Genomic DNA, 17,643 nt, shown 5'->3' with positions numbered 1-17,643 from the left:
CCGGCTCCTACAGGTGTGTAATCCGCAAAATAAGCATCGCCTCCCGCTTGCGTCGTTTCGCCGCGCTCACTAACGTAGCGCCTTTACTGATGCTACCCCCGCAGGAGCTTTGCCATGGCCTCGCCAGCCCTCTCACATTTTCTTCCCCGGTTCGGCGTTGCCGCGGCAGTGGCCAGTGCATTAAGCCTGGCCGGTTGCCAGCTCCAGAGCACCCAGGACACCCTGCTCCCTGCCGCCGGCGTACAGCCGATCAAGGGCCTCGCGCAGAACGTCTCGGTACGCCGCAATGCCCAGGGCATGCCGCTGATCGAAAGCAACACCTTCCACGACGCACTGTTCAGCCTCGGTTATGTGCACGCCAGCGACCGCATCACCCAGATGGTCACCCTGCGCCTGCTGGCCCAGGGCCGCCTGGCGGAAATGTCCGGGCCGGAAGTGCTGGACGTCGACCGTTTCATGCGCGCCGTCAACCTGAAGAAAAGCGCCGGCGAGCTGTACAACGCCTCCAGCCCGCGCCTCAAGCGCTTCTTCGAAGTGTATGCGCGTGGCGTCAACGCCTACCTGTTCCGCTACCGCGACAAGCTGCCGCCAGACCTGGCCCAGACCGGCTACAAGCCCGAGTACTGGAAGCCGGAAGACTCGGCGCTGCTGTTCTGCCTGCTGAATTTCAGCGAATCGAGCAACCTGCAGGAGGAGCTGTCGTCCCTGGTGCTGGCGCAGAAAGTCGGCACCGACAAGCTAGCCTGGCTCACCCCGAGCGCGCCGGACGAAGCGATCCCGCAGGCTGAAGCCGACAAACTCAAGGGCGTGAACCTCAGCCAGATCACCGGGCTGGCCGGACTCGAAGCGGTTGGCCAGCAGCTCAACAGCCTCAACGCGCTGGCCGTGACCACGTCGAATAACTGGGCCGTCGGCCCGCAACGCAGCCGCAGCGGCAAGAGCCTGCTGGCCGGTGACCTGGCGGCCCAGCCGCAAGCGCCATCGCCGTGGAACTACGTGCAGATCCGTGCCCCGAAATACCAGGCCGTCGGCGCCTCGATTGCCGGCTTGCCAACCCTGTTGTCCGGCTTCAACGGCAAAGTGGCGTGGAGCATGAGCGCGGTCAAGGGCGATACCCAGGACCTGTTCCTCGAAAAGGTCAAACGCCAGGGCAACGGGCTGTACTACGAGAACAATGGCAAATGGCTGCCGGCCGGTGTGCGTAACGAGACCTTCTTTATCAAAGGCCAACGTTCGATCCGCGAAGTGGTGTACGAAACCCGCCATGGCGCCCTGCTCAACAGCAGCCAGGCGCTGACCACCGGTTTCGGCCTGGCCCTGCAAACCGCCGACTTCAAGGACGACAAGAGCCTGGATGCGTTCTTCGACCTGTCCCGCGCGCAAAATGCCGGCAAGGCCTCGGACGCGACCCGGGAGATCCGCGCCATCGCCCTGAACATGATCTTCGCAGACGCCAGCAACATCGGCTGGCAAGTCACCGGCCGCTTCCCCAACCGCCGCGAAGGCGAAGGCTTGCTGCCCTCGCCGGGCTGGGATGCGCGCTTTGATTGGGACGGTTACGCCGACGCAATGCTGCACCCGTATGACCAGGACCCGGCACAGGGTTGGATCGGCACGGCCAACCAGCGCACGGCGCCGCGCGGCTACGGCATGCAACTGTCCAACTCGTGGGACGCGCCGGAGCGCAGCGAGCGCCTCGCGCAACTGGCCAACGCTGGCAAGCATGACAGCCGCAGCATGATCGCCATGCAGTACGACCAGACCACCACGTTCGCCGCCAAGCTCAAGACCATGTTCCAGGCACCGGGCATGGCGCAACCACTGAAACAGGCGATCGACGCCTTGCCAGCAGCCGAGCAAGCCAAGGCCCGCGAAGCCCTGGGCCGCCTGATGGCCTTCGACGGCCGCCTGGTGTCCACCTCCGCAGACGCGGCGATCTACGAGCTGTTTCTGCAGGAAAGCGCCAAGCAGATCTTCCTCGACAAGCTCGGCCCGGAAAACAGCGCGACCTGGAAGGCGTTTGTCAGCAATGCCGGCCTGTCTTACTCCGCCACCGCCGACCATTTGCTCGGCCGCGAAGACAGCCCGTTCTGGGATGACACGCGCACGCCGCAAAAAGAAGACAAGCCGGCGATCCTGGCGCGCAGCCTGGCCGCAGCGATCAGCGCAGGCGACAGCCAACTGGGCGGCGATCACAAGGCCTGGCAGTGGGGCAAACTGCACAGCACCACCTGGAAAAACATCAACGGCCAGGTGATCCGTGGCCCACTGGCCAGTGGTGGCGACCACAACACCTTGAACCCTGCGCCGTATAGCTGGGGCCAAAACTTCAACACCACCCAGGTGCCGGCGCTGCGCATGATCGTCGACTTCGGCCAAGCCGAGCCGATGATGGGCCAGGGCGGCATCGGCCAGTCCGGCAACCCGGCCAGCCCGAACTATGCCAATGGCATCGACCCGTCGCTGAAGGCGCAATACCTCAGCTTCCCGATGCAACCGCAGAACTTCGACAAGGCCTACGGCAAAACCCGGTTGACTCTTACACCCGGCAAGTAACCCGGCCTCACGGCCACAACCAAACCTGTAGGAGCCGGCTTGCCGGCGATGAGGCCCTCACCGACGCCATCGCCGGCAAGCCGGCTCCTACAGGGGCGTTGAATCAGATCGAACTTGTTGCGACGGGTTTGCCTCCTAACTGATAAGCCCATTGCCCCGGCACCGCCCATGGACCTTGTCATCGCCCGGCCCGAAGGCCTCTATTGCCCAGCCGGTGATTTCTACATCGACCCCTGGCGCCCGGTTGAACGCTCGGTCATCACCCACGCCCACGGCGATCACGCCCGCACCGGCAATCAACACTACCTGGCCGCTGCGCCGGGCGAAGGCATCCTGCGTTCGCGCCTGGGGCAGGACATCAACCTGCAAACCCTGGCCTACGGCGAACCCTTGGTGCATCACGGCGTGACCTTGAGCTTTCACCCCGCCGGCCACGTGCTCGGTTCAGCCCAGGTGCGCCTGGAATACAGGGGCGAAGTGTGGGTCGCGTCCGGCGACTACAAGGTAGAGCCCGATGGAACGTGCGCGCCGTTCGAGCCAGTGCGCTGCCACACCTTTATTACCGAGTCGACCTTTGGCCTGCCGATCTACCGCTGGCAGCCTCAAGCGCACATCTTCGCCGGGATCAACGACTGGTGGCAGGCGAATATCGCGGCCGGCAAGGCCAGCGTGTTGTTCTGTTATTCCTTCGGCAAAGCCCAGCGCATCCTGCATGGCATCGACGCCAGCATCGGCCCGATCCTCAGCCATGGCGCGGTCGAACCGCTGAATCGGGTGTACCGCGAAGCCGGGGTGTATATCCCCGAAACCCTCTACGCCGGTGATTTCAACAAGACTGACCCGCTGCTGCGCCAGGCCCTGATCATCGCCCCGCCCTCAGCCGGTGGCAGCAGCTGGATCAAGCGCTTCGGCGATTACAGCGACGCCTTTGCCAGCGGCTGGATGCGCCTGCGTGGCACACGGCGGCGGCGCGGTGTGGACCGCGGTTTTGTGCTTTCAGACCACGCCGATTGGCCGGGCCTGTTGTGGGCCATCGAACAGACCGGCGCCGAGCGCGTGATGGTCACCCACGGTTCTGTCGGCGTACTGGTGCGCCACCTGCGGGAAAAAGGCCTGGATGCCCAGGGTTTCACCACCGAATACGGCGATGACGAAGAAGAGGCCACGGCATGAAGGCCTTCGCCGAGCTGTACGCCAACCTCGACGCCACCACCTCCAGCAACGCCAAGCTGGCGGCCTTGCAAACCTACTTCTCGCACGCGCCGCCCGCCGATGCGGCATGGGCGGTGTACTTCCTGTCTGGCGGACGGCCCCGGCAACTGGTGCCCACGCGCCTGCTGCGGGACATGGCCACTGCAGCGTCAGGCATCGAGCCTTGGTTGTTTGAAGAAAGCTACCAGTCCGTGGGTGACCTGGCCGAAACCATTTCGCTGCTGTTGCCAGAATCGCCCTATACCTCTGAAGACGGCCTGGCGGTGTGGCTGGAAGAAAAACTCCTGCCCTTGAGAGGCTTGCCACCCGGGGACTTGACCGAACGCCTGCCCGCGTTATGGGCACAACTGGATCAACCCAGCCTGATGGTGTGCATCAAGTTGATCACCGGCAGTTTTCGCGTGGGCGTGTCCAAGTTGCTCGTCACCCGGGCTCTCGCTGCCATGGCTGACCTGGACAGCAAACGCGTGGCCCAGCGGCTGGTGGGCTACACCGATTTATCCAACCGTCCGACAGCAGAGGGTTACCTCAAGCTGATCGCGGCTGAATCTTCGGACGAGCACGCGCAAAGAGGCGGGCAGCCCTATCCGTTTTTTCTCGCCCATGGTTTGTCGCAACCGCTGGAACAATTCGACGCCCTGCTCGGTTCGCCCGCCGACTGGCAGGTGGAATGGAAGTGGGATGGCATTCGCGCACAACTGGTCAAGCGTGAGGGCCGCTTGTGGATCTGGTCCCGAGGAGAAGAACTGGTCACCGAACGCTTTCCTGAACTGCACAGCCTGGTGAGTGGTTTGCCGGATGGCACGGTGATTGACGGTGAAATTGTGGTGTGGAAAGACGCGGTGCAACCCTTCGCCCTGCTGCAACAGCGCATTGGTCGCAAGACTCTGAGCAAAAAGGTGCTCGACGAGGCGCCCGTCGTGGTCCTCGCCTACGACCTGTTGGAGTATCAGGGCGACGACTGGCGCAACCATACCCAGGCTGAGCGCCGCGCCCAACTCGAACAGGTGATTACCCTGTGTAACCAGCCCGTGTTGCTCGCCTCGCCACTGCTGACAGGCACGAGCTGGGAAGCGCTGGCGAAACAACGCGAAGCCTCTCGCAGCCTTGGTGTGGAAGGCATGATGCTCAAGGCATGCGACGGCCTCTACGGTGTGGGTCGCACCAAGGACATGGGCGTCTGGTGGAAATGGAAGGTCGACCCGTTCAGCGTCGATGCCGTATTGATCTACGCCCAGCGCGGCCACGGCCGGCGCGCCAGCCTGTACAGCGACTACACCTTTGCCGTGTGGGACGGCCCGCCCGGCAGCGAGCGCACGTTGGTGCCGTTCGCCAAAGCGTATTCAGGGCTCACCGACGAAGAGATGCGCAAAGTCGACGCGATTGTGCGCAAGACCACGGTGGAGAAGTTCGGCCCGGTCAGCAGCGTAACGCCGAGCATGGTGTTTGAGCTGGGGTTTGAGGGGATTGCCTTGTCGAAGCGGCACAAAAGCGGGATTGCGGTGCGGTTCCCACGGATGTTGCGGTGGCGGCAGGATAAGACGGTGGAAGACGCCGACAACCTTGCCACCCTGCAAGATCTCCTGACCTGACATCTCCCTGGCAAACACTGCAAATCAATGTGGGAGCCGGGCTTGCCCGCGATAGCGGTGGATCAGACAGAGCGATGTAGCTGACCCATCGCTATCGCAGGCAAGCCAGCTCCCACATTTTGATCAATGCCAGGATCCAAAATAGTGCACTGAAAAACCAATGCCCATTTTCGGGCATCTCCTACACTCAAAACGCCCTCGTCTCACCTTTTAAAACGCTCATTCGGAACTATGGTGCAGAAATTGCTACTTGTGATCCGTCTGACACCGTTCAGTAACAGTCCTAAACGCGCCACAAGCGCTTATCTTGGTTTCCAGGGATTACATAATGAAAAAAGCATTGCTGACCCTTTCTGCACTGGCTCTGTGCATGGCTGCAGGTGTTGCGACAGCCAAGGAATACAAGGAATTGCGTTTTGGTGTCGATCCGTCCTACGCGCCGTTCGAGTCCAAGGCCGCTGATGGCAGCCTGGTGGGCTTCGATATCGACCTGGGCAATGCGATCTGCGCCGAGCTGAAGGTCAAGTGCAAGTGGGTTGAAAGTGACTTCGACGGCATGATTCCGGGCCTCAACGCCAACAAGTTCGACGGCGTGATCTCCTCGATGACCGTGACCGAAGCCCGTGAAAAGGCGATCGACTTCTCCAGCGAGCTGTTCTCCGGCCCGACGTCCCTGGTGTTCAAAAAAGGCGCGAACTACTCCACGCCTGAGTCCCTCAAGGGCAAATCCGTGGGCTACGAGCAAGGCACCATCCAGGAAGCCTACGCCAAGGCCGTGCTGGACAAAGCCGGTGTGACCACCAAGGCCTACGCCAACCAGGACCAGGTGTACGCCGACCTGACTTCGGGCCGACTGGACGCTTCCGTGCAGGACATGTTGCAAGCCGAGCTGGGTTTCCTGAAGTCGCCAGCCGGTGCTGACTACGAAGTCAGCAAGGCCATCGACGACCCATTGCTGCCGTCCAAAACTGCGGTCGGTATCAAAAAAGGTAACAAAGAGCTCAAGGCGTTGCTCGATAAAGGTATCAAAGCGTTACACGATGATGGCACCTACGCCACCATCCAGAAGAAACACTTCGGCGACCTGAACCTGTACAGCGGTAAATAACACCCCGGCGCCCACCTGTTTCAGGTGGGCGCTTTTTTATCGCCATAGGTCCTGAATTCATGTTTGAAGATCTTTTACAAACCCTGGGGCTGAGTGCCTTCAGCTTGAAAGGGTTCGGCCCACTGTTGCTGCAAGGTACGTGGATGACCGTGAAGTTGTCGGTCGCCTCCCTGGCCGTCAGCGTCTTGCTGGGCCTGCTCGGCGCCAGCGCCAAACTCTCCAGCGTCGCCCTGTTGCGCGTTCCGGCGCAGATTTACACCACCCTGATTCGCGGCATACCCGACCTGGTGCTGATGCTGCTGATATTCTACAGCCTGCAGATCTGGCTGACCGGCCTCACCGACTTCATGGAATGGGAGTACATCGAGATCGACCCATTCAGCGCCGGGGTCATTACCCTGGGCTTTATCTACGGTGCCTATTTCACCGAGACCTTTCGCGGCGCGATCCTCGCGGTGCCCCGTGGCCAGCTTGAAGCGGCGACCGCCTACGGGCTCACCCGTGGCCAGCGGTTTCGCTTCGTAACCTTCCCGCAGATGATGCGCTTTGCCCTGCCCGGCATTAACAACAACTGGTGCGTGATGCTCAAGGCCACGGCGCTGGTGTCGATCATCGGCCTGGCAGACCTGGTAAAGGCCGCCCAGGATGCGGGCAAAAGCACCTATCAACTGTTCTATTTCCTGGTGCTCGCCGCCTTGATCTACCTGCTGATCACCAGCGCATCCAACGTCGTGCTGCGCTGGCTTGAACGCCGTTACTCCGCTGGGGCCCGGGAGGCCGTGCGATGATCGAACTTATCCAGCAATACTGGCGGCCTTTCCTGTATAGCGACGGCCAGCACATCACCGGGCTGGCCATGACCCTGTGGCTGCTCAGCGCGGCATTGGTCATCGGTTTCGTGGTGTCGATCCCGCTCTCCATCGCCCGGGTTTCGCGCAAGCGCTACATCCGCTGGCCGGTGCAGTTCTACACCTACCTGTTTCGCGGCACGCCGCTCTATATCCAGTTGCTGATCTGCTACACCGGCATCTACAGCATCGCGGCAGTGCGTGCGCAACCGGTGCTGGACGCGTTCTTTCGCGATGCGATGAACTGCACCATCCTGGCCTTTGCCCTCAACACGTGCGCCTACACCACCGAGATCTTCGCGGGTGCGATTCGCAGCATGGCTCATGGCGAAGTCGAGGCGGCCAAGGCCTATGGCCTGACCGGCTGGAAGCTGTATGCCTACGTGATCATGCCCTCGGCGTTACGCCGTTCGTTGCCCTACTACAGCAACGAAGTGATCCTGATGCTTCACTCAACCACCGTGGCCTTTACCGCGACCGTGCCCGACATTCTCAAAGTGGCCCGGGACGCCAACTCGGCCACGTACATGACCTTTCAATCATTCGGCATCGCTGCGCTGATCTACCTGACCGTGACCTTTGCCCTGGTCGGTCTGTTTCGCCTGGCGGAGCGCCGTTGGCTGGCCTTCCTCGGGCCGAGCCACTAAGGAGTCTTCATGCGTCATCAGGTACATGATCTGATCGCGCCGGTGCCAGGTACGGCGCGGCAGATTCACAGTTTCCACTTCGGCCCGGAAGAAGCCGCTGGCAAGGTCTACATCCAATCGTCGCTGCACGCCGATGAGCTGCCGGGCATGCTGGTGGCCTGGCACTTGAAAGTACGCCTGGCCGAGTTGGCCGCCGCCGGGCGCCTGCGCAGTGAAATCGTGCTGGTGCCCGTCGCCAACCCGGTGGGCCTGGAACAGGTGCTGATGGATATTCCGCTGGGCCGCTACGAGTTGGAAAGCGGGCAGAACTTCAACCGCTGGTTCGTGGACCTCAGCGACGAAGTCGGCAACAGGGTCGAGGACCTGCTGGGGGGCGATCCACAGCACAACGTCGAACTGATCCGCGCCGCGCTGTCCACTGCCTTGGCAGCACACACCGCCGACACCCAGCTGCATTCCCAACGCCTGGTGCTGCAACGTCTGGCCTGCGATGCCGACATGGTGCTGGACCTGCATTGTGATTTCGAAGCCGTGGCACACCTGTACACCACGCCTGAAGCCTGGCCGCAGGTGGAACCGCTGGCGCGCTATATCGGCTCGGAAGCCAACCTGCTCGCCACCGATTCGGGCGGGCAGTCCTTCGATGAGTGTTTCACCCTGGTGTGGTGGCAACTGCAGCAACGCTTCGACGGGCGGTTCCCAATCCCCATGGGCAGCTTTTCGGTGACCGTCGAGCTGCGCGGCCAAGGTGACGTCAATCACGGCCTGGCCGCCCTCGACTGCCAGGCGATCATCGACTACCTGATCCACTTCGGCGCGATTGCCGGTGACGTGGCGCCACTGCCCGACCTGCCCTACCCGGCCACGCCGTTGGCGGGGGTGGAACCGGTGGCCACGCCTGTCGGCGGTTTGCTGGTGTTCAGCGCCCTGCCCGGCGAATACCTGGAAGCCGGGCAACTGATCGCCGAAATCATCGACCCCATTACTGACCGCGTAACGCCTGTGCACTGCCAGAAGGCCGGCCTGCTTTACGCCCGTTCGCTACGGCGCATGGCCACTGCCGGGATGGTCATCAGCCATGTCGCTGGCAGTGAGGCCTACCGCAGCGGCTACCTACTTTCGCCTTGAGGATGCACGCCCCATGTACAAATTGACCGTTGAAGGCCTGCATAAAAGCTATGGCGACAATGAAGTGCTCAAAGGTGTCTCACTCAAAGCCAAGACCGGTGACGTGATCAGCCTGATCGGCGCCAGCGGCTCGGGCAAAAGCACTTTTTTGCGCTGCATCAACTTCCTGGAAACCCCCAATGACGGCGCGATGACCCTCGACGGCCAGCCGATCCGCATGGTCAGCGACCGCCACGGCATGCGCGTGGCCGACGACGCCGAACTGCAACGCCTGCGCACGCGCCTGGCGATGGTGTTTCAACACTTCAACCTGTGGAGCCACATGAGCGTGCTGGAAAACATCACCATGGCCCCGCGCCGGGTGCTGGGCTGCAGCAAGAAGGACGCCGAAGACCGCGCCCGCCGTTACCTCGACAAGGTGGGCCTGCCGGCACGCGTGGCCGACCAGTACCCGGCATTCCTGTCCGGTGGCCAGCAGCAACGGGTGGCCATCGCCCGCGCGCTGGCCATGGAACCGGAGGTGATGCTGTTCGACGAACCCACCTCGGCCCTTGACCCGGAACTGGTGGGTGAAGTGTTGAAGGTCATCCAGGGCCTGGCCGAGGAAGGCCGCACCATGATCATGGTGACCCACGAGATGAGCTTTGCGCGCAAGGTGTCGAGCCAGGTGCTGTTCTTGCACAAGGGCCTGGTTGAGGAACAAGGCGCGCCTGAGGATGTATTGGGCAATCCGAAGAGCGAGCGCCTGCAACAGTTCTTGAGCGGTAACTTGAAGTAAACCTTTGCTGCGCCTGGAGGGTCTTTGAAAGAGAGCCTCCAGAGCGTCAGCCGCCGAATGGCAAAACCCGTCGACTTCGCCAAAAAATGGTTTGCCGCCAAAGGCTGGAAACCGTTCGCCTTCCAGAAAGCCGTGTGGGCAGCGGTGAAGGACGGTCAGTCCGGTTTGCTGCATGCCAGCACCGGCGCGGGTAAAACCTACGCGCTGTGGTTTGCGGCCCTCAATCGTTTCGCCATCATTCGCCCGCCTGTCACCGCAAAGCGTAAACCGCCTGCCGAGCCTTTGACTGTGCTGTGGATCACGCCGATGCGTGCGCTGGCCGCCGACACCGCGCGCGCCCTTGAGGCGCCATTGCAGGCGCTGCAGATTCCGTGGAGCGTCGGCCTGCGTACCGGCGACACCAGCAGCAGCGAGCGCGCGCGCCAGACCCGCCGCCAGCCCACCGCACTGGTCACCACCCCGGAAAGCCTGACGCTGATGCTCGCCCGCGCCGACAGCGAGGCGAGCCTTGGGCACCTGCGCATGGTCATCGTGGATGAATGGCACGAACTGATCGGGAATAAGCGCGGCGTGCAACTGCAACTGGCGTTGGCCAGGATGCGGCGCTGGCACCCTGAGCTGATGGTGTGGGGGATCTCGGCAACCTTGGGTAATCAGTCCCACGCCTTTGAGGTATTGGTCCCGCAAGGCAACGGAATCAATGTGCAGGGGCAAACCGCCAAGCAGTTAATCGTCGATACCCTGGTGCCCCCAGTGACCGAGCGTTTTCCGTGGGCCGGACATCTGGGTTTGAAGATGCTGCCGCAAGTGGTCGCCGAGGTGGACGCCAGCACCAGTTGCCTGGTGTTTACCAACACCCGTGCGCAATCGGAGATCTGGTATCAAGCGCTGCTGGAGGCGCGGCCAGATTGGGCAGGGCCGATCGCGTTGCATCACGGTTCGCTGTCCCGGGAAACCCGCGACTGGGTCGAACGGGCATTGAAAGAAGGCCAGCTCAAGGCCGTGGTGTGCACCTCCAGCCTGGACCTGGGGGTGGATTTCCTACCGGTGGAGCGGGTGCTGCAAATTGGCTCGGCCAAGGGCGTGGCGCGCCTGATGCAACGCGCCGGGCGTTCGGGGCATGCGCCGGGGCGCCCCTCGCGGGTGACGCTGGTGCCGACCCATAGCCTGGAGTTGGTGGAGGCCGCCGCGGCCCAGGACGCCATTGCCCGGCGGCATATCGAGGCCCGGGAATCCCCCCACAAGCCGTTGGACGTACTCGTACAACATCTGGTGAGTATGGCTTTGGGAGGCGGTTTTACGCCGGATGCACTTTTGGCTGAAGTTCGCGGCGCCTGGGCGTATCGCGATCTCACCGACGCCGATTGGGCCTGGGCCCTGGGGTTTGTGCGCCATGGAGGCCTGTCGCTGACGGCCTACCCGGATTACCGCCGCGTCGAGCCGGATGAGCACGGCATCTGGCGCGTCCCGGATGCACGCCTGGCACGTCGGCATCGCATGAGCGTGGGCACGATTGTCAGCGATGCCAGTATCCACCTGAAGTTCTGGAGCAAGGGCGGCGGCGGCAAGAACCTGGGGAGTGTCGAGGAGGGCTTTATTGCACGGCTAAAACCGGGGGATGGCTTTCTGTTCGGCGGGCGCCTCTTGGAATTGGTGCGGGTGGAAAACATGACCGCGTACGTAAAGCGCAGCACTGCGAAAAAGGCCGCCGTGCCGCGCTGGAATGGCGGGCGAATGCCGCTTTCCAATGAGTTGGCGCAGGCGGTGGTGGAACGCTTTGACGCAGCTGCACACGGGCACTTCGATGGCCCGGAAATGCAGGCAGTGCAACCCTTGTTGCAAACACAGTTGCGCTGGTCCGGGCTACCGACACGCAAGCATTTATTGGCCGAGGCTCTGAAGTCTCGTGAGGGGTGGCACCTGTTTCTCTACCCCTTCGCCGGTCGGCAGGTGCACCTGGGGCTGGCGAGCCTGTTGGCGTGGCGGGTCAGCCGTGATCAAGCAGTCACTTTCTCGATCGCGGTCAACGATTACGGGATGGAATTATTGAGCGCCACAGAAGTGCAATGGCCGACCTTGCTGAACGAGGCGTTGTTGAGCCCCGACACGCTGTTGGAAGACGTCGTTGCCAGCCTGAACGCGGGAGAACTGGCCCTGCGGCGCTTTCGCGAGATCGCACGCATTGCCGGGCTGGTATTCGCCGGCTACCCCGGCGCGCCGAAAAGTACACGGCAGGTACAGGCTTCCAGCGGGTTGTTCTTTGAGGTGTTCAAGCAATATGACCCGCAGAACCTGCTGCTGGCCCAGGCGGGGGAAGAAGTCTTGCGTGATGAATTGGATATTCGCCGGCTGGAACAGACGTTACGTCACCTGTCGACACTGAAATTGGACATGCATCTGATCGAACGTCCTACGCCCCTGGCCTTCCCACTGCTGGTGGAGCGGATGCGCGAAAGCATGAGTTCGGAAAAACTCTCGGAACGCATCGCACGGATGGTCAGGGACCTTGAAAAAGTCGCGGACAACGGGAAGCGTTGATGGCCTGTTCAGTCATGCTTGAGGGTGAAGAACTGTGGCTGCTGGCAGACAAGGCGGTTTATTGGCCCGCTCGCCGCTGCCTGCTGATCGCAGACGTGCACTTTGGCAAGGCCTCGGCCTATCGCCGCCTGGGGCAGCCGGTGCCCCAAGGCACCACCACGGAAAACCTGGCGGTGCTGGATCGGCTTCTGGCGGCTTTTGCGTGCGAGCAGGTAATTTTTCTCGGCGACTTCCTGCACGGTCCGGGCTCCCATGCATCGGGCACCCTGGGCGCGTTGAGGGCGTGGCGAGCGCAAAACGCCTCGCTGTCCCTGGTGCTGGTCCGCGGTAATCACGACAAACGTGCTGGCGACCCGCCCATCGATTTGAACATCGAGGTGGTTGCAGAGCCGTTGCTGATGGGACCATTTGCCCTGCAGCATGAACCTCAGGCCCATCTCAGCCACCACGTGCTGGCGGGGCATGTGCACCCGGTGTATCGCTTGCGCGGTAAAGGCCGGCAGAGCTTGCGCCTGCCGTGCTTTCAGATCGGCAAACGCGTGAGCTTGCTGCCAGCGTTTGGTGCCTTTACGGGCGGTTATTCAGTGGAATCGAACGACGATCAGCAGGTATTCGTGATCGGCGATGCAGAGGTATGGCCGGTACGCTGAAGAACCGGCCATGTCTGCTGCACACCTCAATCAGGCGACAGGTGCGGGTGGCGGCTCATCAGGAAGGGTGGGCTCACCGGGCTCGGTGGGCTGCTGTGGCCAGTCTTCATCGGGCTGGCCGGGAATGCCGCCCGCAAACGCTGGGTCAGCCATCAGGGACCAGGCCAGAACGCCAATCTGGTTGGGTTCAAGCCGGGCGAGTTCGGCGCTTATTCGCGGGTCGAGCTTCATAAAGTACTCCTCAAGCGTGGCTCGGCGCGTTTTGCACGCGCCGAGGCAGTACACCCAATAGAGTCACTTCCCGCAGACAAATTCCCTTTGCGTGTAAGACCTTTCGATCAAGCGCGTGGGAGAGTAACGCCGCGCTGGCCCTGGTACTTACCGCCACGGTCTTTATAGGACACTTCACAGGCCTCATCGGACTGCAGGAACAGCATCTGTGCCACGCCTTCGTTGGCGTAGATCTTTGCTGGCAGCGTGGTGGTGTTGGAGAACTCCAGGGTCACGTGCCCTTCCCACTCAGGCTCAAGCGGCGTGACGTTGACGATGATGCCGCAACGCGCGTAGGTGCTTTTACCCAGGCAAATGGTCAGCACGTCGCGGGGGATACGGAAGAACTCCACGGTGCGTGCCAGGGCGAAGGAGTTGGGCGGGATGATGCACACGTCGCTCTTGATGTCGACGAAGCTCTTTTCGTCGAAGTTTTTCGGATCGACGGTGGCCGAGTTGATGTTGGTGAACACCTTGAACTCATCGGCGCAACGCACGTCGTAGCCGTAGCTGGAAACCCCGTACGAAATCAGGCGTTCGGCGCCTTCGCCACGCATCTGACGCTCTACGAAGGGCTCGATCATGCCGTGCTCTTGCGCCATGCGGCGAATCCACTTGTCCGATTTGATGCTCATGGCGGGTGTCCTGAATAGCGAGGTGGAAAAATTCTGTGGGGCATCTTACCGGGGCCGGCCCCGGGGTTCAAAGGCCATGGGGCTTTTCTTGACGAATGCACAGGCTGCTGTAAGCCGCGGCCAGCGGGGCCGGGACCTGCGTTGCAGGCGGCCGGTGACCTTAAATACCACCGCCAGTCACGAAAATAGAGAAACCTTCGGAAATATCATTGGCACGTCCCGGAAAAAGGGTTAAGGTGGCGCCACTGTGCTGCTTGTGTCACTGAGAATCTCTACACGATATGTTGAATTTCGATCCAACCATCTCCAAGAATTTTTCCTGCTCTTTGCACTCAGTCTCGGCCAGGGCTTTTCCTGAGTCGCAGTTAACTTTGTCCAAGGAGATACACCATGTCTAATCGCCAAACTGGTACCGTTAAGTGGTTCAACGATGAAAAAGGCTTCGGCTTCATCACTCCACAATCCGGTGACGACCTGTTCGTTCACTTCAAAGCTATCCAATCCGACGGCTTCAAAAGCCTGAAAGAAGGCCAACAGGTTTCTTTCATCGCTACCCGCGGTCAGAAAGGCATGCAAGCTGAAGAAGTTCAAGTTATCTAACTTGTACTGACTTAGTCGAAAAGACCCCGCCCTTAAAAGCGGGGTTTTTTTATGCCTGCCATTCGGTGCTACACCTTCCCTCGTAGGAGCCCGGCTTGCTGGGGATAGCGATCTCAGAGCCGCCATCGCCGGCAAGCCGGGCTCCCACGAGGGGGGAGTAGGTGTTGGCTATGAATGATCAGCACACAGCAAAACGCCCGGTGCACTCCCATACACCGGGCGTTTTGCTATAGCCGTCCTGATCGTTACTGGAACAACGACTCACTCGACAAGCCATTCTTCTCCAGGATCTCACGCAAGCGCTTGAGGCCCTCTACCTGGATCTGACGCACCCGCTCGCGGGTCAGGCCGATCTCCAGGCCTACATCCTCCAGGGTGCTGCTCTCATGGCCGCGCAGACCGAAGCGGCGAATGACCACCTCACGCTGTTTGTCCGTAAGCTCCGACAGCCACTGGTCAATGCTTTGGGAAAGATCATCGTCCTGCAACAGCTCGCAAGGATCTGTAGGGCGATCATCCGTCAGGGTGTCCAGCAGGGTTTTATCCGAATCCGGACCCAGCGAGACATCGACCGAAGACACACGCTCGTTCAGGCCGAGCATGCGCTTGACCTCCCCTACCGGTTTCTCCAGCAGGTTGGCGATTTCTTCGGGCGAAGGTTCATGATCGAGTTTTTGGGTAAGCTCACGCGCTGCCCGCAGGTAAACGTTGAGCTCCTTGACCACATGGATCGGCAACCGGATCGTACGGGTCTGATTCATGATCGCCCGTTCGATGGTCTGGCGAATCCACCAGGTGGCATAGGTTGAAAAGCGGAAGCCCCGCTCAGGATCGAACTTCTCCACCGCCCGGATCAGGCCCAGGTTGCCTTCCTCGATCAGATCCAACAGGGAGAGCCCACGATTGACATAACGTCGGGCGATTTTCACCACCAGGCGCAGGTTGCTTTCAATCATGCGCTTGCGCCCAGCCGGATCGCCCTTTTGCGACAAGCGCGCAAAATGGACTTCTTCTTCGGGAGTCAGCAGAGGGGAAAAGCCGATTTCATTGAGGTACAGCTGGGTCGCGTCGAGCGCCCGTGTGTAATCAATGTACTTGTGTTGCTTTAACGCGGTGGAGTTCTTGGATTTGGTGCGAACTGAAGGTGCAGCAGCCCCCTCATTATTCGACATCGATTCCGTATCGATGGGTTCTCCCATAAGGAGAAGCTCATCGTCGATGTCAAACTCCGGCGCTTCTTTACTGAGAGCCATTGTTATAGTCCTTTGGTGAGTTCGACCTCAAGCTCAAGCGACGCCTTTATCCTTGGCAACGCTGGAGCCTGTTCCTTCTACGTGAGGGAACAGGCTGTGCAACACATCAACGACGGGGCAGGAATTGCAGCGGATCTACAGGTTTTCCTTGGCGGCGAATCTCAAAGTGCAGTTTCACCCGGTCTGTACCAGTTGACCCCATTTCGGCAATTGTCTGTCCGACTTTGACCTGCTGCCCCTCCCGAACCAACAGCCTACGGTTGTGGCCGTAAGCACTGACGTAGGTATCGCTGTGCTTGATGATGACCAGCTCGCCGTAGCCCCGTAAACCACTCCCGGCGTACACCACTGTCCCATCAGACGCAGCTAAAACAGGCTGTCCCAAATCTCCGGCGATATCAATGCCTTTATTCAAACTACCGTTTGAAGAGAATTTTCCAATCAATACACCGTTCGAAGGCCATCCCCAACCGGTCGGCGCAGGGCCTGGAGGCGGCAACGGCGCGGGTGCCGGCTTGGTCGCAACCGCAGGCGCGGCGGTGCCTGCAGGCCGGGTAATGACGGTGGTTCGGCTCGAAGACGACGGCGAAGATCCGGTGTTTGTCACAACTCGCGTAGGCGTTGAACCCGTGCGCCCGTCAAAGCGAATGACCTGACCTATTTGTATCGTATAGGGCACAGGAATATTGTTACGAGCTGCGAGCGCCTTGTAATCCCAACCGTATCGGAAGGCGATCGAGAACAGCGTGTCCCCCTTTCGTACCACATATTGCCCGGTGGTGACCGTCGGCTTTTGAGGTACGGCACTGGCGTTGTTGCGGTCGACAACCCGCGCGCCGCTGGAGGGAGAGCTGGAGCAGCCCGCCAACAAGGAACTCAAGACAAGGCCAAGCACCAGTCGCTGAAAGCTTGTTTTACTCATACGCTGCGCAAGACCTGTGAGACTCACCCGCCGCTCCCTTTTATGGTGGCTGAACATGAATGCCTGTATCAGGCTTGAAATATGACGCAAGTATAACTGGGCATTGGTTTTTTACCGGCACACGACTGAAACGAAAAATTCATCGTGTTTAAAGCCAACAGCAGATCATGTTGACTTCATGAACCCCGCTGTAAGACACATCCCCACCAGCAGAATTCACTGCCCGCGCACAAATGATCAGGCCAGCGGGCCATTGAGCAACGGCACAAAGCGCACAGCACCCAGCACATGCCGTGAAAAACCTTCGTCCTCACGGATAATGAGCATCAATTGTTGCACTTCGCCGGAGCCCACCGGGATCACCAGCCGCCCGCCTGGGGCCAGTTGATCGAGCAGTGCCTGGGGAACATCGGTCGCCACGGCGGTGACAATGATGCCGTTGTACGGCGCGAGTGCCGGCCAGCCTTCCCAGCCATCTCCCCAGCGGAACACCACGTTGCGCAGATTCAGCTCCACCAGGCGTTCCTTGGCGCGGTCCTGCAGGACCTTGATGCGCTCCACCGAGAACACCCGCTCCACCAACTGCGAAAGCACGGCGGTCTGGTAACCCGAACCGGTGCCGATCTCCAGCACCTTGTCCAACGGCCCCGCCGCCAGCAGCAACTCGCTCATGCGCGCAACCATATAAGGCTGGGAGATGGTCTGGTTGTGGCCGATCGGCAACGCGGTGTCTTCGTAGGCGCGGTGCGCCAGGGCTTCATCGACAAACAAGTGCCGTGGCGTACGCCGAATCACTTCCAGCACCTGCGCATTGGACAGGCCTTCTTCATACAGGCGCTGGATCAAACGCTCGCGGGTGCGCTGGGAGGTCATCCCGATGCCACGGCGCAGCAGGTCATCCTGTTC

At 60.9% G+C, this 17,643-nt stretch carries 16 protein-coding genes; 11 read left to right on the top strand and 5 right to left on the bottom strand.

Translation table 11 applies throughout. The annotated features are described in order from the left end of the window. Positions 1 to 114: 114 nt before the first annotated feature. From HX792_RS03120 to pdeM, 10 genes are all read left to right on the top strand, one after another. Entirely contained in the window at positions 115 to 2,556 is a 2,442-nt protein-coding gene (locus HX792_RS03120; protein WP_176994720.1) for a penicillin acylase family protein, read from the top strand. 168 nt (positions 2,557 to 2,724) lie between these two features. Further along, a complete protein-coding gene (locus tag HX792_RS03115) occupies positions 2,725 to 3,729 on the top strand; it encodes a ligase-associated DNA damage response exonuclease (RefSeq protein WP_176994719.1) in 1,005 nt (334 codons plus the stop codon). Then, entirely contained in the window at positions 3,726 to 5,360 is a 1,635-nt protein-coding gene (locus tag HX792_RS03110) for an ATP-dependent DNA ligase (RefSeq protein WP_176994718.1), read from the top strand. The genes HX792_RS03115 and HX792_RS03110 overlap by 4 nt, the downstream gene beginning before the upstream one ends. A 328-nt stretch (positions 5,361 to 5,688) precedes the next feature. Beyond that, positions 5,689 to 6,468 carry a transporter substrate-binding domain-containing protein gene (locus tag HX792_RS03105; protein WP_176994717.1) on the top strand — a complete coding sequence of 260 codons (780 nt, stop codon included), beginning with the start codon at positions 5,689 to 5,691 and terminating at the stop codon, positions 6,466 to 6,468. A 59-nt stretch (positions 6,469 to 6,527) separates the two neighbouring features. Then, entirely contained in the window at positions 6,528 to 7,256 is a 729-nt protein-coding gene (locus HX792_RS03100; protein WP_176994716.1) for an ABC transporter permease, read from the top strand. Continuing rightward, positions 7,253 to 7,963, top strand: a complete 711-nt coding sequence (locus HX792_RS03095; protein WP_176994715.1) for an ABC transporter permease — start codon at positions 7,253 to 7,255, stop codon at positions 7,961 to 7,963. Before HX792_RS03100 ends, HX792_RS03095 begins: the two co-directional genes overlap by 4 nt. Before the next feature lie 9 nt (positions 7,964 to 7,972). Continuing rightward, positions 7,973 to 9,091 carry a succinylglutamate desuccinylase/aspartoacylase family protein gene (locus HX792_RS03090; RefSeq protein WP_176994714.1) on the top strand — a complete coding sequence of 373 codons (1,119 nt, stop codon included), beginning with the start codon at positions 7,973 to 7,975 and terminating at the stop codon, positions 9,089 to 9,091. Positions 9,092 to 9,104: 13 nt separating this feature from the next. After that, a complete protein-coding gene (locus tag HX792_RS03085) occupies positions 9,105 to 9,869 on the top strand; it encodes an ABC transporter ATP-binding protein (RefSeq protein ID WP_012722621.1) in 765 nt (254 codons plus the stop codon). Positions 9,870 to 9,926: 57 nt separating this feature from the next. After that, entirely contained in the window at positions 9,927 to 12,407 is a 2,481-nt protein-coding gene (locus HX792_RS03080; RefSeq protein WP_176994787.1) for a ligase-associated DNA damage response DEXH box helicase, read from the top strand. Next, positions 12,407 to 13,057, top strand: coding sequence for a ligase-associated DNA damage response endonuclease PdeM (pdeM, locus tag HX792_RS03075; RefSeq protein WP_176994713.1), 651 nt, complete (start codon positions 12,407 to 12,409; stop codon positions 13,055 to 13,057). Before HX792_RS03080 ends, pdeM begins: the two co-directional genes overlap by 1 nt. A 30-nt stretch (positions 13,058 to 13,087) precedes the next feature. Here pdeM and HX792_RS03070 read toward each other — a convergent pair whose 3' ends face one another. Both HX792_RS03070 and dcd read right to left on the bottom strand, forming a co-directional pair. Continuing rightward, positions 13,088 to 13,288, bottom strand: a complete 201-nt coding sequence (locus HX792_RS03070) for a hypothetical protein (protein ID WP_176994712.1) — start codon at positions 13,286 to 13,288, stop codon at positions 13,088 to 13,090. 107 nt (positions 13,289 to 13,395) lie between these two features. Further along, positions 13,396 to 13,962: a dCTP deaminase gene (gene dcd / locus HX792_RS03065; protein ID WP_016973172.1), complete on the bottom strand. Its 567-nt coding sequence runs from the start codon at positions 13,960 to 13,962 to the stop codon at positions 13,396 to 13,398. Between the two features lie 390 nt (positions 13,963 to 14,352). Here dcd and HX792_RS03060 point away from each other — a divergent pair, with 390 nt between their 5' ends. Then, positions 14,353 to 14,562 carry a cold-shock protein gene (locus HX792_RS03060; RefSeq protein WP_002554837.1) on the top strand — a complete coding sequence of 70 codons (210 nt, stop codon included), beginning with the start codon at positions 14,353 to 14,355 and terminating at the stop codon, positions 14,560 to 14,562. 245 nt (positions 14,563 to 14,807) lie between these two features. On the opposite strand, the gene rpoS is transcribed toward HX792_RS03060, so the two are convergent. The 3 genes from rpoS to HX792_RS03045 all read right to left on the bottom strand — a co-directional run bounded on the left by rpoS (position 14,808) and on the right by HX792_RS03045 (position 17,610). Further along, entirely contained in the window at positions 14,808 to 15,815 is a 1,008-nt protein-coding gene (gene rpoS, locus HX792_RS03055; RefSeq protein WP_176994711.1) for an RNA polymerase sigma factor RpoS, read from the bottom strand. Positions 15,816 to 15,921: 106 nt separating this feature from the next. Beyond that, on the bottom strand, positions 15,922 to 16,764 hold the full coding sequence (locus tag HX792_RS03050) for a peptidoglycan DD-metalloendopeptidase family protein (RefSeq protein ID WP_176994710.1): 843 nt from the start codon (positions 16,762 to 16,764) through the stop codon (positions 15,922 to 15,924). A 210-nt stretch (positions 16,765 to 16,974) separates the two neighbouring features. Then, on the bottom strand, positions 16,975 to 17,610 hold the full coding sequence (locus HX792_RS03045; RefSeq protein ID WP_169850588.1) for a protein-L-isoaspartate(D-aspartate) O-methyltransferase: 636 nt from the start codon (positions 17,608 to 17,610) through the stop codon (positions 16,975 to 16,977). Between the last annotated feature and the right edge of the window lie 33 nt (positions 17,611 to 17,643).

The sequence above is a fragment of the Pseudomonas sp. B6002 genome (assembly GCF_013385985.1).
Lineage (GTDB): Bacteria > Pseudomonadota > Gammaproteobacteria > Pseudomonadales > Pseudomonadaceae > Aquipseudomonas.
The sequence above is the reverse complement of the archived record's forward strand: the minus strand, read 5'-3'. Positions and strand labels throughout refer to the sequence as shown.